Annotated in this window: 11 protein-coding genes; 5 read left to right on the top strand and 6 right to left on the bottom strand. The window is 40.7% G+C overall.

The genetic code is table 11. The annotated features are described in order from the left end of the window. Nucleotides 1-57: 57 nt before the first annotated feature. The gene (gene nagB / locus QJ048_RS08145; protein WP_282333841.1) at nt 58-1,965 is read right to left on the bottom strand and encodes a glucosamine-6-phosphate deaminase; all 1,908 of its coding nucleotides are present in this window, start codon (nt 1,963-1,965) and stop codon (nt 58-60) included. A 455-nt stretch (nt 1,966-2,420) separates the two neighbouring features. Continuing rightward, nucleotides 2,421-2,987 carry an RNA polymerase sigma factor gene (locus QJ048_RS08140; RefSeq protein ID WP_282333840.1) on the bottom strand — a complete coding sequence of 189 codons (567 nt, stop codon included), beginning with the start codon at nt 2,985-2,987 and terminating at the stop codon, nt 2,421-2,423. Nucleotides 2,988-3,160: 173 nt separating this feature from the next. Here QJ048_RS08140 and QJ048_RS08135 point away from each other — a divergent pair, with 173 nt between their 5' ends. The 4 genes from QJ048_RS08135 (at nt 3,161) to QJ048_RS08120 (ending at nt 10,021) form a co-directional block, all read left to right on the top strand. Further along, nucleotides 3,161-4,144 (top strand): FecR family protein, encoded by a 984-nt coding sequence (locus QJ048_RS08135; protein WP_282333839.1) that lies wholly within the window; start codon nt 3,161-3,163, stop codon nt 4,142-4,144. A 258-nt stretch (nt 4,145-4,402) separates the two neighbouring features. Continuing rightward, nucleotides 4,403-7,960 carry a SusC/RagA family TonB-linked outer membrane protein gene (locus QJ048_RS08130; protein ID WP_282333838.1) on the top strand — a complete coding sequence of 1,186 codons (3,558 nt, stop codon included), beginning with the start codon at nt 4,403-4,405 and terminating at the stop codon, nt 7,958-7,960. A 26-nt stretch (nt 7,961-7,986) separates the two neighbouring features. Then, nucleotides 7,987-9,600 carry a RagB/SusD family nutrient uptake outer membrane protein gene (locus QJ048_RS08125; RefSeq protein ID WP_282333837.1) on the top strand — a complete coding sequence of 538 codons (1,614 nt, stop codon included), beginning with the start codon at nt 7,987-7,989 and terminating at the stop codon, nt 9,598-9,600. A gap of 121 nt (nt 9,601-9,721) precedes the next feature. Continuing rightward, nucleotides 9,722-10,021 carry a hypothetical protein gene (locus tag QJ048_RS08120; RefSeq protein WP_282333836.1) on the top strand — a complete coding sequence of 100 codons (300 nt, stop codon included), beginning with the start codon at nt 9,722-9,724 and terminating at the stop codon, nt 10,019-10,021. A 579-nt stretch (nt 10,022-10,600) separates the two neighbouring features. On the opposite strand, the gene QJ048_RS08115 is transcribed toward QJ048_RS08120, so the two are convergent. Then, nucleotides 10,601-10,795, bottom strand: a complete 195-nt coding sequence (locus QJ048_RS08115) for a hypothetical protein (RefSeq protein ID WP_282333835.1) — start codon at nt 10,793-10,795, stop codon at nt 10,601-10,603. 74 nt (nt 10,796-10,869) lie between these two features. Between QJ048_RS08115 and QJ048_RS08110 the strand changes: the two genes are divergently transcribed. Further along, nucleotides 10,870-11,850: a hypothetical protein gene (locus QJ048_RS08110; protein ID WP_282333834.1), complete on the top strand. Its 981-nt coding sequence runs from the start codon at nt 10,870-10,872 to the stop codon at nt 11,848-11,850. 47 nt (nt 11,851-11,897) lie between these two features. On the opposite strand, the gene QJ048_RS08105 is transcribed toward QJ048_RS08110, so the two are convergent. From QJ048_RS08105 to QJ048_RS08095, 3 genes are all read right to left on the bottom strand, one after another. After that, the gene (locus QJ048_RS08105) at nt 11,898-13,880 is read right to left on the bottom strand and encodes a T9SS type B sorting domain-containing protein (RefSeq protein WP_282333833.1); all 1,983 of its coding nucleotides are present in this window, start codon (nt 13,878-13,880) and stop codon (nt 11,898-11,900) included. Nucleotides 13,881-14,201: 321 nt separating this feature from the next. Next, nucleotides 14,202-14,654: a NanQ anomerase/TabA/YiaL family protein gene (locus QJ048_RS08100; RefSeq protein ID WP_282333832.1), complete on the bottom strand. Its 453-nt coding sequence runs from the start codon at nt 14,652-14,654 to the stop codon at nt 14,202-14,204. A 138-nt stretch (nt 14,655-14,792) separates the two neighbouring features. Next, entirely contained in the window at nt 14,793-16,025 is a 1,233-nt protein-coding gene (locus QJ048_RS08095) for an ABC transporter permease (RefSeq protein WP_282333831.1), read from the bottom strand. Nucleotides 16,026-16,214: the final 189 nt, after the last annotated feature.

Here is a 16,214-nt window from a genome sequence, read left to right as displayed (position 1 = left end):
TCGTACACCGTACATTAACATCGCACACTCTCCACTCTCAATTCTCAACTTTCCACTCTAGTAGTGCCATCTCACAAAAGCTTCCATCCCCGCGTAATACGTAAGGCCCAGTTTAGCGTATAGTTCAGCTGTCTGGCGGTTTCTTTCCTCCGCTCTTTGCCAGAACTCACGGCTATCGGAACCCTGGAATGGAACCATGTCTTTTTGAGACTGATGTATAAAAATACCAAAACGTTTTTTCATTACCTGGTCAGGGCTCATTGGTACAGCCATTTCAATTTCTTCAGTGTACCACTCTTGCCATGCACCTTTATACAACCAAACCCAGCAATCCTTCACCCACTCATCGCCGGCTGCTTTTATTCTGCGTAAGCTTTCAAACACAATATCCAAACATACTTTGTGTGTGCCATGCGGATCAGCAAGATCGCCTGCGCAGTACACCTGCTGAGGTTTTACTTCACGAAGCAGTTTCATTGTCAGCGCCACATCTTCTTCACCCATTGGCTTTTTTTCAATGCGGCCAGTTTCGTAGAAAGGCAGGTTTTGGAAGTGAATATTTTCAGTTTTAATACCTACGTAGTGGCAGGTTGCTTTCGCTTCGCCTCTTCTTATCAATCCTTTGATGGCGCGGATTTGAGCAGTATCCATGTCGCTTTGTTTTTTAGCGGCAAGGAATCTTTTTGCGTCGGCCAAAATATTTTTAGAAATGGTATTGTCAATACCGGCGATCTCTTCAAAGCCCACGGCAAAATCAACAAAGCGTGTCACGAATTCATCGGTCACCGCAATGTTGCCGCTCGTTTGATAAGCTACGTGTACATGATGTCCCTGGTCGTGCAGGCGCATGAATGTACCACCCATGCTGATGATGTCATCATCCGGGTGAGGAGAAAATATCAAACATGTTTTTGGATATGGAACAGAGCGCTCAGGATGTGCCGGAATCACCGCATTTGGTTTACCACCCGGCCAGCCGGTGATGCTGTCACGCAGCATATAAAACACCTGCAAATTGATTTCGTATGCATCGCCTTTCTCTACTAAAAGATCAGCAAGGCCATTATCGGTGTAATCGCTGTTTGTCAGGCTTAAAACTGGTTTTTCCAGTTTCAGTGCAAGGTTTACAACGGCTTTTTTCACCATTTTAGGTGTCCATTCAATTTCACCGCTTAACCATGGAGATCTGAAACGCGTAAGATCAGTTGCCGCAGTTTCATCCAGCACAAAAGTTACATCGTTATGCTCCTGAAGCAGAGAAGCAGGAATTTGATCGGTAACATTTCCTTCGACAGCTTTCTGAATAACCGGCGCTTTGATTTGTCCCCATGCCATCAGGAACACTTTGTGTGCCTTGAAAATGGTGTCGATGCCCATAGTTATGGCAAGACGCGGCACTTTAGAGATATTTTGAAACTCTCCGGAGTTTGCTATGCGTGTTGAGTTTTCAAGAGGAATGAGGCGGGTTTTTGAAAAACGGCTGCTGCCCGGCTCGTTGAAACCAATGTGGCCGTTATTCCCGATTCCCAAAATTTGAATGTCGATGCCGCCTGCAGCTTCTATTTTAGCCTCGTAGTCGGCGCAATATTTTTTTATTTCTTCTTTGGAAACTTCACCGTTTGGAACATTTGTATTAGCCGGATCAATATCAACATGATCAAACAGTTGCTCTTTCATATAGCGGTTGTAGCTTTGAAGTGCATCATTATCCAGCGGGTAGTATTCGTCAAGGTTAAATGTAATGACGTTTTTAAAACTCAGGTTTTCTTCTTTGTGAAGGCGAACAAGTTCTGCGTAAAGCGTTTTTGGTGAAGAGCCTGTTGCCAGTCCCAAAACACAATTTTCACCTTTTGCCTGTTTACTTTTAATTGTTGCAGCGATCTCTGCGGCAATGAATTTTGAACCATCTTTTAACGAACTAAAGATCTTTACCGGAATTTTCTCCAGTGAATCTACCATACTCATAATTGACGATAATTTACATTGTGAATAACGAATAACAATATGGGTGCGATTGAATAGTGTGCGTGAAGATAACGATGTAATCAAAAACATTTGTCTAAAAACTCATTAAGTTAACCTGAATGAAGAAATTTCAAAATCGCTATATGTTGATTATAAATTGATTATGCGTTTGCACAAACGGTTGCGGAAAATTTTTAGAAAAGCTTATTAAATGCTTGATAGTGAGTGGTTCGCGAGCAGGTTGTAAAAGATGTTTGAGCAGGTGGCGGCCATCAATTCACAAAACATTTAAAGCGAAAATCATCCGGTTATTTTAGTTAGAGCTGTATCTAAAGAGGTTAATCGGTTACAGTTGTTAGTTAAAATAATTGAAAGCAGGAGTGATGCAAAAAGTCAAAAGGAAAAAGTCTGCGCTGCAACTCGGAAACACGAGCTTTTGAATTTTGAGTTTTGAGTTAGCGGACAAGCCAAAGCACCACGAGCGCCGTCAAGATCTTCTTCAGCGCTTTCACGGACTGATAGAGAAGGTTTCTCGCCACCTGGTAATTGATGTTCATGATTTCGCTTACTTCCTCGTAGCTGAGGTTTTGATAGAACTTAAGGTAGATGATCTCTTTCTGGCGATTGGAAAGTTGCTGAAAGGCTCCCATTACGATCTTTTTTCTTTCTTCGTTCTCCTGCCGCTCCACTAAAAAAGTTTCGTGGCTAAGTTCGAATAGCATGTCATCCTGCAGATCGTTGGTTGCATTTCCGTTCCTTTTTTTCAGGCTGCGCATGAGTTTATACTTCAGGGCCTTTAAAAGATAAGCCTTAACGGAGAGAACCTCCGTTGGTTTTTTGTTTTGCCAGAGTTCGATAAAAAGTTCCTGGATAGAGTCCTCCAATAATATGGAGTCGCTGGTAATTTTCATACCAAACTGGAACAGGGACGGATAGTGTCTCTGAAACAATTGTCCAAAAGCATGCTGATCGCCGCTTTTATAGCGTTCCCATAAAGTTGTATCGGTTACTAGCTCGCTCAAGTTAATCCAGGCAAATAAGTGTTTCTTAATTCTTTGCAATCACGTTAGACAGCAAAAAACGATTAAAAATGGTTTAAAGCAAAAATATTTTCAGAAAAATAGTTACAAAAAATTACAAACGAGTACTATAAGTGTAAGAACATGTTTTTTTCATAGGAATATTCACTTTTAAGATGGTTAACGTTAACGACATTTTACAGAACCAGCAATTTTTAGACTGGTATTTCAAAACCAGCCCTGAAACAATCAGTGATTGGGAACAAATTATCAACAATCACCCAGATTGGAAGCCTGCAGTGGAAGAGGCGATTGAATGGTTGCAAAATTTGCAATTGAAAGAAAAATCGATTGCACAGGCGCAGGTTGAAACCTCTTATATGAGATTGCAGCAATCTCTCGGGGAGCTTTCTGAAACTAAAGTAGTAAGCATGAGATCCAGAGCGATGCGCTGGTGGATGGCATCTGCGGCGGCGATCATTTTAGCTGTTGCCGGCATCTGGATGTTTAAAGGCCCGAAACCAAATTCCATCCAAACCCAATACGGCGAAGTAAGCGCAAAAGTATTGCCGGACGGTTCGGAAGTAACCCTGAACGCACATACCAGCATTTCTTACGAAAAAGGCTGGCAGGAAGGAAAGGAACGTGAAGTTTGGCTAAACGGAGAGGCCTATTTCCACGTTAAAAAAACACCTCAAAAAAGCAGATTCATTGTACATACGGACAGGTTTGACATCATTGTAACCGGTACGCAATTCAACGTTATCAACCGCGATGGAAAAACAAGCGTTTTGCTTAACGAAGGAAGTGTAACCATTAAAGGAAAAGATGGTAAAGAAATAAAAATGGTGCCTGGCGATTATGTGGAAATGAAAGATAATGCACCTGAAAAAACGCCGCTGCAAAATACAAACTCGGTAACAGCGTGGAAAGAAAAGAAAATGCTGTTTGAAAACACAAGTATCGAGAATGTTGCAAAAATGATTGAAGAAACTTACGGTATGAAAGTGCAGGTTGAACCAAGTGCTTATACTAAAACACCAGACGGCGTAAGTGGTGTAATGTCAAACGAGAACCTTGATGTATTGTTACAAGCATTACAACTACTATATGCTGATCTGACCATAGAGAAGAAAGAAGACACCATCATTATAAAATAACTACTTGCCCGAAAAGGGAGGAATAATTAATAAAGAATAATTAATAGGGGTTCGCTCTATTCGAATGCGGCTTCTTTTTTAATGATTTAGTTCAATCCGTTCGTTGCTACAAAACGAAAGAAGGACCAATGCTATAGAGAGACAAATATTAATTGCTAATTATTAATTATTAATTAGGAATTGACAGGGGACGCCCTGCTGCGCCATAGAAAAAAGTAAACATACACAAAAACTAATAACTGCCTAAAACTTGCAAAAATGAGAAAGAAGTATTCTCTGCCCCATCTGTTTGGGTGTTTGCTCGCGACCCAAATGTTGGCTGTATCCGCAACTGATGCCCAAAACAGCTACTCGTACGTTCGCAGTAATACGGACGCATACAAAAGATCACACGGCCTTACCATTCAGGACACTAATGTTGAAAAGGCAAAACTCTTCACTGTTCTTAAAGAATTAAACAAACAAAAAGGTGTTTATTTTCTTTTCTCAGAACAATCTCTGGGAAATCAAATGGTAAACCCATTGGGAGATACTAAAGAAGCTACAGAAAAAATCCTGGATGAAGTATTATCAAATACCGGCATCAGGTATAAAAAACTTAATGATAAGACTTATGTGATCTTATCTGACAAAGACAAAAAAAGAACTTCGCTGAATTATGTTCCTCTTGATGGAATGGAACTGGCCATACAAGCTTCAAATCTTGAAGTAGTGATGGCGGATCCAATCACGGGAAAGATCACTGGACCTGATGGCAGTCCCATTGCAAATGCGACTGTCAGCATCAAAGGAACCTCTAAAGGAACGACTACCAATAGCAACGGTATTTTTACACTGGCTGCCAAAAAAGGAGATGTACTGATCATTTCTTACGTTGGATACACACCGCAACAGATTACTGTTGGTGATGAAAGCAACATCAGCGTTTCATTACTGGTAGCGAGCCAGCAAATGAATGAAGTAGTGGTAACAGCTTTGGGTATCCAAAAGAAATCCAGGGACCTGACTTATGCTACGCAAAAACTCAACAACTCCGATCTTACCACTGTTAAAGATGCAAACTTCGTAAACAGTTTAAGCGGTAAAGTTGCGGGTGTAACCATTACTAAAAGCTCATCTGGAACAGGCGGTTCTGCACGTGTTCTTTTGCGTGGTAATAAATCCACTCAAAACAACCAACCGCTGTATGTTATCGATGGTATTCCTTTACCAAACTTTAGTCCTTCACAACCAACAGACGTTTGGGGACAAGGTTCTACCAGCAGTGGATCCAGTTTTTCAAGCGCACCCGGTAGAGACGGTGGTGATGGTATCTCCAACCTTAACCCTGATGACATCGAAAGTGTAACAGTGTTGAAAGGTGCTTCAGGTGCTGCCTTGTATGGTAGCCAGGCGGCAAATGGCGCCATTGTTATTACAACAAAAACCGGCAAAGCGGGTAAAGCTCGCATCAATCTTTCTTCGGATGTTACATTCGATAAACCAATGTACTATCCTGAATCACAGTTTAAATATGGTCAGGGGCTCAACGGTAAAGCTGCTACAGATACAACAACCGAAGACAGCTGGGGAAAGGTTGTAAATGCACCAGATCACGTTAAGTCGTTCTATCAAACAGGTGTTACTACCTCCAACTCAATCAGCTTGTCTGGTGGTACTGAAAGGGCTCAAACTTATTTTTCTTACGGCAACACTTACAGTAAAGGGGTTGTTCCAACATCTACTTTTAACAGAAACAATATCAATGTTAGAGAAACAATGAAGTTTCTTGATGATCGCCTGAGTTTGGATGCGAACTTTACTTTCCTTAATCAAAAAGCAACCAACAGGCCTGTTTCCGGTATTTATGCGAACCCGCTTACTGGTTTGTACTTGTTCCCACGCGGATTAAATTTTGACTATTACAGAAACAACTACCAGTACTTTTCACAGGCACGCAATATGTGGCTGCAAAACTGGTACGACATCAACTACGATAAGGGAATGACTGGTCAGGACCACGAACAGAACCCGTTCTGGCTGCTTAACAAAGCGCCTCGTGTGGACCAGCGGGACAGGGTAATTGGCAACATTACACTGAAGTATAAACTGCTTGATTGGTTAAACATCCAGGCAAGAGGAAACTTCGATAAATCATACGATACATACGATTCCAGAATGTACGCAGGTACACAGTCTGTACAAGCACCTCCTAACGGACGCTATACACTTGATAAAGCCAATAACACACAGCTTTATGGTGACGTTATTTTAATGGCTAACAAACAATTAAACAGCAATTTAAATTTACAGGCAAACCTGGGTTCGAGTATAACCGATACTAAGTTGGGAGACATCAACTTTGATACAGACCCATATGCGACACAGGGTTTATACTATCCCAATAAGTTTGGCGTGAACTATATTATGGGAGATGCAATGATCTCCGGTCAAACCGATCAGCACAAACAACAACAATCCGTTTTTGGAAGTGTGCAACTTGGCTATAAAGGATTTTTGTTCGTTGATCTGACAGGAAGAAATGATTGGTCCTCCACCTTTGCATTTACGCCAACAGAGAAAAAAGGTTACTTCTACTATTCAGCAGGAGCCAACTTAATTCTGTCAGAAGCCGTACATCTTCCGGACGCAATCAGCTTTGCAAAAGTGCGTGCTTCTTACGCAAAGGTGGGTAACGATGTATCAATCTATGCAACTAATCCGGCTATTTACAAGCAAGATAACAGAGCCGGTGCTCAATACAACACCAAAGTGCCTTTCCCTGGTAAATATTTAAAACCAGAAGATAACAGGTCTTTTGAAATAGGTACTGAATGGCGCTTCATTCATGATCGCGTAGGTTTTGATGTTACTTACTACAAGAACAACAACTACCAGCAGTACATGGAAGTTCCGGCAGGGACAGGAACAACCTATTCTCTTTTTTATCTTAACATGGGTAACATCCAAAACACCGGTGTGGAAGCAACAGTATTTGTACAGCCAATTAAAAAAGAAGGTTTTAACTGGACGTCTACGTTTAACTATGCTACTAACGTAAACAAAGTGATTAATTTTTCTGATCCGAATGTACCGGGAGCTACCAAGGACAATGCTTTCGCATTGAACAGTCAAGGCGTAAACATGTACCAGGCAAAAATTCAGGAAGGCGGTTCATGGGGCGATATCTACGGTAATTTCTTCCAAAGAGATGCTAGTGGTGCGGTTCTCGTAAACGTAGCTACAGATCCGGGAACTGGCGCAAAATCTTATTCCTTTACTCCAGACAGTACATCATTTAAAAAGCCTTTAGGTAATCCTAATCCTAAATATACTTTGGGATGGAACAACAACTTTGATATTAAGAACTTCAACATTAGCTTCCTGATAGAAGGTCGCTTTGGCGGCGAGGTATTGAGCGTAACTCAAGCGATGATGGATCAGTATGGCGACAGTAAAGCAAGCGCCGATGCTCGTGATGCAGGTAAAGTAAACTTTAACGCAGTGAACAGCATAACCAAGGAAAAAGTAGATATTCCTGTTCAGGACTTCTACAAAGCTGTAGGTGGCAGAGCGGGTATCACTGAATACTACATGTACGATGCAACTGCAGTTCGGTTACGTGAGCTGGCTATAGGTTACAACGTGCCGTTGCATTCAAAAGGTATCAATAACCTGAGAGTTTCACTGATCGGAAGAAACCTGTTTTTCTTCTCTAAAAAAGCACCGTTTGATCCTGAAACATCAATGGGTACGGGTAACGCAATGCAGGGTATTGAAACCTTCGGTATTCCTTCAACAAGAAGCCTGGGCTTTAGCTTGAAACTTGGTTTTTAATTCATAACTATTCTTAAAACTATTATATGAAACATCATATCTCAATTAAGAAAAGATTACTGCCGATGAGCGCTGTAGCCATTGCGGGAGCTTTTTTACTGGGGAGTTGTACAAAGAATTTCGAAGCATACAATACGGATACAGCAAACATTTCGAATGAAGACCTTTCGCAAGATCGCAGACTCGTTGGAGAGCCTTTAAAACAGGTACAGCAAAGCATATATTTTGTTACACCGGCCTGGAACACACAGCTCCAACAAAACCTGATAGGGGACCTTTACTCCGGTTATATGGCTTCACCAACTCCATTTGCAGGAAATGTAAACAACCAAACGTATGCATTGGTGAACGGATGGAACACCTTTCCGTGGGATGACGCCTATAATAACGTAATGTCACCATCGTTGCAGGTATTTAGAAATGCTGCAAAAGACTACCCTGATTTCTATGCATGGGCGAAGATACTTAGGATAGAAGCCATGCACAGAGTAAGCGATATTTATGGCCCTATTATTTTCACGCATTACGGCCAGATTAATAGCGATGGAAGCATAACTTACGATTCGCAAAAAGATGCATATTATGCTTTCTTTAAGGATCTTGATTCTGCAATTGATGTGCTAACTCCAATCGCACAGCACCCGCCAGCCACACCTGCCTTTACAAACTTTGATTTAGCTTACGGCGGCGACTATACGAAATGGGTAAAATTTGCTAACACACTTAGATTGCGTTTGGCAATAAGGATATCTATGATCGATGCTACAATGTCTAAGAAAGAAGGCGAAAAGTCTCTTGCTAACGCTATCGGTTTGATGACAGTAAACGGCGATAATTTTAATGTCACCACAGGTACAAACCAACACCCCCTGGATGTGATCACTGGCTGGGGCGATATCAAAGCAGGTGCTCCACTGGGATCATTCCTTACAGGTTATAATGACCCAAGAGCGGCTAAATACCTTGTGCCTGCAACAGATCCTGCGGTTGCCGGTAAGTTCCAGGGTATTCGTGGAGGTATCAATATAGATGCAAAGGCACGTTACAGCGGCTATGCATCGCTGATAGCATTTCCAAATCAAATTCAGCTGATGACTGCTGCTGAAGCGTGGTTCCTGAAAGCTGAAGCTGCCTTGCGCGGATGGGCAGGTGCAGGTGATGCGCAAACTAACTACAATAATGGTATCAAGGCATCTTTTACACAATACGGACTAGATGCTACATCCTACATTAATGATGCTACAAGTACTGCTGCGCAATACATCGATCCAAACGCAGTTAGTGCAGGACAAAACGATGTGAAAACAGGCAATGCAAATCTTAGCACCATTACCATTAAATGGAACAGCGCCGATGGTTTCGATAAATCTCTTGAACGCATCATTACACAAAAATGGCTAGCTGTTTTCCCTGATGGCCAGGAAGCGTGGAGCGAGTTCAGAAGAACTGGTTATCCAAAATTATTCCCTGTTGTTGTAAATAACAGCAACGGAACAATACCAACTGCTAAATTTATCAGACGTATCAACTTTGCTCAAAGTGAAGTAAGTACCAATATTGGCGGCGTTCAAAATGCAACAAAACTTTTGGGCGGACCAGATACAGGTGGTACACCACTTTGGTGGGATACCAGGAATTAATTCAAACTCGGTAGTCAATAATCAATGGGGTTCATTCGGGGCAGACGAAACGTCTGCCCCTTTTTTTATTGTGATTGCATGTCTATATTGTGTCTGGAGCCGTTATGCAAAATAATGACCGGTGTTGGAGTATTTTGGTTTAATTGAAAAAGGAATGATTATAAATAAGCTAAAGAAACTATTAAACGATGCTTTAATCTCCTCAAGAGAAGAACGTATCTTAATTATAAAGGAATTTCAACACGCGGTGTGGGAAGATGATTCCATAGAAGATGAAAATATCAATGAAATATTAACAGACGCAGCCTATATATTTGATTTTTATGAACCCAATGAAGAATGGAGAAAAGAAGATCCAGCTTATTATGACGATGAAAGATTGATTAAGGAAATAAGACAAGCGCTTCAGAAATTAGAATGAACTAAGTTTTTTTTGCGATCTGCAGCTATTCAAACGTGAGAATATTAACCCATTTGCGACCATGAACCTTCGAATTTTTTTAGCGGCCATGTTAATGCTGCTTCTTTTTACGCATTGTAAAGTGAGCGAAAAAAAGCTTTATGGTCAATGGCAACATGGAATGGATATACTGTCTCTGAAAAAAGATCATACTTTTTCTTTGACCAGTCAACATAACGTTGACGTCAAGCCAGGAACAATATCCTACTCTGGAACATGGCATTATTCAAAAGGAACCATACTGTTTAATTTTGACAGCCTCCCAAATCCCAACATATTTGGTAGCTGTACGTCAATACAAGTTTTCAATAGAAATACAATGGCAAGAAATTATTCCTGCGAAAATAAAATGCCGGCAAAACCGGTTTTTTACACTAGAATAAAATAAGTTGTAGTTTAAAAAACACATTTTCGCAATGGCAGATTTTTGCGTTAGTTGATGAATGCAGCAATCCTGAACAAACCCACATACCAATAATGGCAAATGAACCCCTCCTCGAAAAACTAACTTGCAAATGGGTTGGAGCTGCTTTCTTTTGGCTACTGAAAGGTTTTGCCGGCAGCTATTCCGATCAATTTAAACCAGAGTACGAGAACAGAAATATTTGGGCCGGTTATTTCATAAACGTTGTGGTCTTTGGTTCTATCTTTTACTTCTTCATTGTTAGAAAATGACTGTTTGCCCGCATTTTGCTGATTTCCAAACGGTTGCATAACTATTTGTTTTTGTTGCATAGGCAGTTGCAATTTAGTCCCGATTCTTTTATATTTGGGTAAATTCGTAATTAGTACACCCTAAATACCGTACTATGAACCAGTTTAACGAGAAGCTGCGCCTGATCTATTTGCCCTTTATCGCCACTGCCGTAGGCTTTGTTCTTTTTTACACGTTCCTCAACTGGGCACTCTTTGTTAAAGGAAATTTTTTCTCATTAAAACAAGATATTCTAAATCTGTGGCTGCCATTTGGATTATCCGTAATACCTGTTTTAATATGGGTAAGACCGAAGATAAAATTGTTGCGATTCAAAAATGACAGAGCTTCAACAGGCTATAGCATGGTTGCGTGGTTCGCCATTATAGCGCCGGCAATCATTACACAACATTATCTTGAAACTGCAACGGGTAAACTCACTGCACTGAACAACATTTCTCAGTTTAATACAGCCACTGCTACAAAATATTATTCGCTGGAGAAATGCTATATAGACAAGGCACATGCCAGCATTCATACAACCGCCAACGTTTCGGGAAAGCATGATGAAACATTGTCCTACTGCGTTTTTGTTACGATACCGTTGTATGAAAATGCATCAGACACGATCAGCAAAAAATGCAATTTCTGGCTCGGTGAAAATTATAAAAAGAGTATAAGCAATCGCCTGAGTAGCGAAGAAAAGCGCGAAAAATATGTGGCTTTTGCACAAGAAGCGCAGCAGAAATTCGATACGACGAAGTTTGAAAATTTTGTTTACCTGGAACGTTTGCTGAATACTGATGACCATGAAGCGTTTAATGCTGCTGTTGCTAAAAATAAGTTTTTTAGTAGTGATCAGCCAGTTGTTTTTGTTGCCCATCAAACTGCGTTTAAAAAGCGCAACGGAGAAACGCTCCCCTGGATATTTAAATCATTTGGAATTGGAGCTTTGGTATTTTTAATTCTCCTTTTGTTCCCATCTCTCGATAGCGATAAGCTTGCCAGTATTCATAAAATAAAAAGAGCGAAGCGATCTGAACGGTGGCTTGGCCTTTTAGTCGATACAAATTCAAAACATCTTAACCAATCATGACAATCATGAAAATCTGTGTTCTTTCTCTCGCCATTTTCAAATTAACCTCACCTCATTAGCATCACCGTTCCCTTCCTCAGAAAATGTTTTTTGGAATCCCTGTCGTCGTAAGAAAGCACCCATACATACATTCCCGGTTGTTGTAATTGTCCACCGAAAGTGCCGTCCCATCCGCGTTTCCAGTTGGTGGTGGAGTAAAGCAGTTGCCCCCAGCGATTATATATTTTAAAATCAAGGTTGATAGCTTTTACCGCGTTTAGCGGATAAAGAACATCATTATTGCCATCACTGTTAGGTGTAAATGCATTAGGCACATCAATGATACAACTTGCATAGATGTTAACCGGTTTCTCCGCCGTATTTGTACAACCATATTGATCCGTGACAGTGTAACGTACGGTAAAAATTGTTGTACGTGTTACGCGGCTGTATATGTGAATCGGGCTGGTATCGGCATCGTCAGTATTATCACCAAAGGACCAGTTGCGTGTAATGTTTTTTCCTACAGCTTTATCAGTAAATTGAATTGGCTCGAGCGGACAGTTGTCGAGTGACACTTCGAAATCTGCTTTCAGGTAATTGTCCAGTAAAACAGACTGCGCAGAAGTATCACTGCAGAATCCGTTGCTCACAATGGATTGAATATTTTTTTGACTAAACACACTGTATAGACCACGCGGATTTTGAAGCGTGCTTGTTTGATTTTCATCCATGTTCCATTTCCATTGATTAACGCCATTATTGCCCGGTTGGAAAAACTGAATTGTATCACGTAGACAGCCCCAACCTATAGAATATGTGAAAGCTGCATTTACTGTATCTTTCACAGAAAATGGTAATGAAGATGGCGGAACAACCTGGCCGCACTCATCAATGATCGTATTGCCGTTAAGGTCATTGTTTAGTATTATCGTGAAATTTCCATTTGTTTGTAGAGATGTTGATAACATAACGTCGATTTGCGGAGCAGCACCATTGGCATCGCAGTTAACGGCTTTCGCTGATACCACTGTAACAGGATAAGAACCGGTAACAGTAAAATCACTGCCATCAGCTTTTACGGAATTGCAAAGTATTTTATGATCAAAGAAAACGGAAATGGTTCGCGGAGCGCAATTTAGTTTTCCAAGGCTATCCATTTGCGTAGGCAATTTGGGGTACACCGTAAAGCTCAGGTTATCGCCATCGGGAATGGGGGTTTGGCAAATGTCGAGCAATGTATTGGCATCACTTCCTTTTTGCATGCTGATGGTGTAATTGCCCGGCGGAAGCTGTTTGTCGAGCGTAACGGTCAACGAATCCATATCGAAGCCACCGTTACAATTGGCACTAGCCGCGCCCTTGACTGTCGCTACCGGAGAGTTTAAAATAAAGTCACTGCCATTTGTGGCAAGCGATGCGCAACTCATTCTTTTATTCAGCTTGATATTGATCTGGGAGTGCGAGCAATCAACGTAAACTGCTTTTAATCGCGGGGGAGTAGTGTCTGTAATAACAGCGGTGCCTCCGGAAAACGATAGCCCGTAACCGCTTTGTGTGTCCAAAAAATGACTTACTAGTAAAAGGTAAGTGTGCCCTTCAATAAGCGTTGGCATTTTTGAAAAGGTAGGTACATTGTTTGCCGGGTCAGATGCGCATTGATAATTGCCGGTGCCATTAATAGAAGCACCTGTTTTTCCGTAAGTTCCGGCCCAGTTGCTTGAAACAGTTATAACTTTCGCGGTAGCAGCATCTGTTGTGAAAACATCGTCCGGATTGCGCCCGGTGATATCAAATAGCTGCCAGTCATAATCATCATTTGCGGTATTGGGTGTAATTGTAAAAGCCAAAGTGCCCGCCTGAAAACAGGTGAATTTATACCAGTACGGATTTTTGCCGCTGTAAGCTGCACCAGTGCCTTCGCAACCGGGAACATAGATTGGTTTGGTATCACATAAAGGAACTGTATTCTGTTGGAAAACCGAATTGCCGCACACGGGAAATGCGGTTGCTGGTGTTTGCCCCGGATTGGTACAATTTTGAGCAAACACATTTAACAGCAAAAAGCAACAAATTATTGATAAGAAGATTCGTCTCATAAACACTACGTACATAAAGATACCAATCACGACCAATCGGGTGATATAAAACAGGCTTTTTTTGCAGTGATTAACCAAATAAAAAAGAGGTTGACAGAAAACATTTACTTCATGCAACGATGCATTCAAAGTGTTTGTCAACTGCCCCTTTAATTAAGAATTAAGAATGCTTAACTGCCAACAATACCTCATTTAATCTTGAGCATAAAAGCTGCGCAAAAAAATCAGATATGCTGAAAACAAAGAATTCTTAATTGCTAACTCTTAATTAAACTACACAGCTATTTTCACCACTACTTTTTTTACAGCAGCAGCTTCATCAACTTTTATACAGGGCATATGAAGATCCCACGGAAAATAAATTGCAAACATGCCGGCTTGCATCACAGAAAAATAAGAAGGAAAATTATCTGCCAGTAAGAAGTCTTTCTCGGCATCGTATTCTTTGAAGAGCGGTTGATTTTTCAAAATATCATGCCCCACTTTTTCTGCCCCACTTACCCAGTATTGAATGTCGATATATTTTCTATGAGCTTCCATTTTCTCATTAGCGGCATCAACTGTGTTGTACTCGCTGATGATTGCAAAAATTGTAGAACCTTCTATTTCATATTTGCCTGCAGCCAGAGAAGTGAAATCTGTTTTCTGCAAATAGCTTAAACCCTTTGCAAGTCTTTCGCCAAGAACTTTGTAGTTGTCTGCATTTTGTAAATCGTCGATTACCATTTTTTATTAGTTGAAAGTTGAAAATTGAAAGTTGAAAATTAATTGAAAGTTGAAAATTGATTCTTATCATTTTAAATCACGATAATCTTGAAAATCTGCGCTCCCCTTCATTCTCAATTTTCAACTTTCCATTTTCAATTACCTAAACTGTATTGCCTTCACCGGTTGTATCCGTTTCACAATAAATGTTGGAATGATGAGCACCAAAAAGCAAACAAGCAGCGTTGCTGCGTTCACCAGCACTACGTGCCACCATTCAATATCAATCACTGCTTTGGAAATATAATAGGTTTCTTCCGGCAGCGAAATAATGCCGTATTTATTTTGCAGCCAGCAAAACAAAAGCACAATCACATTACCAATAAGAATGCCGCCGATAGTAATCAGGGTTGCGTTGTATAGAAAGATGTTTTGTATCATGCTATCGGGCGCACCGATTGCTTTTAAGACGCCTACCATTCTTGTTCTTTCAAGCACAAGAATAAGAAGGCATGTTATCAGATTAAGCACCGCTATGATGATCATAATGATGATAACAATCGCAATTGTTTTATCCTGCAGGTTTAGCCAATCGAAAATGTTGGGATAAATTTCCCGCATGGTGCGGCTGTTCCACATTTGCGGCAGTTTATAAAAAATATCATTGTTTACTGAATCCATCTTTTTGTAATCCTTCAAAAAGATTTCATAACCGCCGATCTCATCGTTTTTCCAATCGTTCAAACGTTGGATAAGTCGAATGTCGCCGATGGCAATGATCTTATCGTAATCCTCAATTCCGGTTTTGTAAATGCCGCAGACCTGCAATTTTCTTACACGTGGTTGTGATCCGTCTGACTGAATAAAAAACACGAGAATGGGATCATTCAATTTCAGATTTAACTGCTTCACTGTATAGGCAGAAAGCACAACGTCATTGCTGTAGCTGCTATCGGGAAACGACGGCCATTTTCCTTCCACCAAAAAAGGCTGCAGATTTTTGAACGCATAACTCTTCTCAATGCCCTTGAACAAAACTCCTTCGATGCTTTCACTGGTTTTAAGAATAGCGTTTTTGGTTGCAAAAGCCTGAACTGTTTTAACATCAGGATTTTTCTTTAATGTAGTGTAAACAGTATCATTTTTCTGAATGGGCAGTTCCTCTGCAATGGACACTTTATTGGGCTCAAAATGCTGTACGCGAATATGCCCCCAAAAATCGAAGATTTTCTCACTTATCGCATGTTGAAAACCGTTTGTAAAACCAATCGTCACGATCATCGCCGCCACACTGATGGCAGTTGCCGCAACAGCCAGTCGTATAATAAAACGCGAAAACGACCTTTGCTTGTTAAACGCGATCCGCCCCGCTATGAAAGATGAAATGTTCAAGTTGTTGGTTTTGTGATTTTCAAAAATAGGCAAATGGGAATTGAAAATTGAAAATTGAAAGTTGAAAATGGAGGATGGAACGCAGATTGTCATGATTGTCATGATTTGCAATGATTTCGATCTGATTGAATTATCAGCGGTTTGTGTCCAATCATTTTAAACTTTAAACTTTCAATTTTCAATTAATTC

Source organism: Pinibacter soli (assembly GCF_029961145.1).
GTDB lineage: Bacteria > Bacteroidota > Bacteroidia > Chitinophagales > Chitinophagaceae > Pinibacter > Pinibacter soli.
The sequence above is the reverse complement of the archived record's forward strand: the minus strand, read 5'-3'. Positions and strand labels throughout refer to the sequence as shown.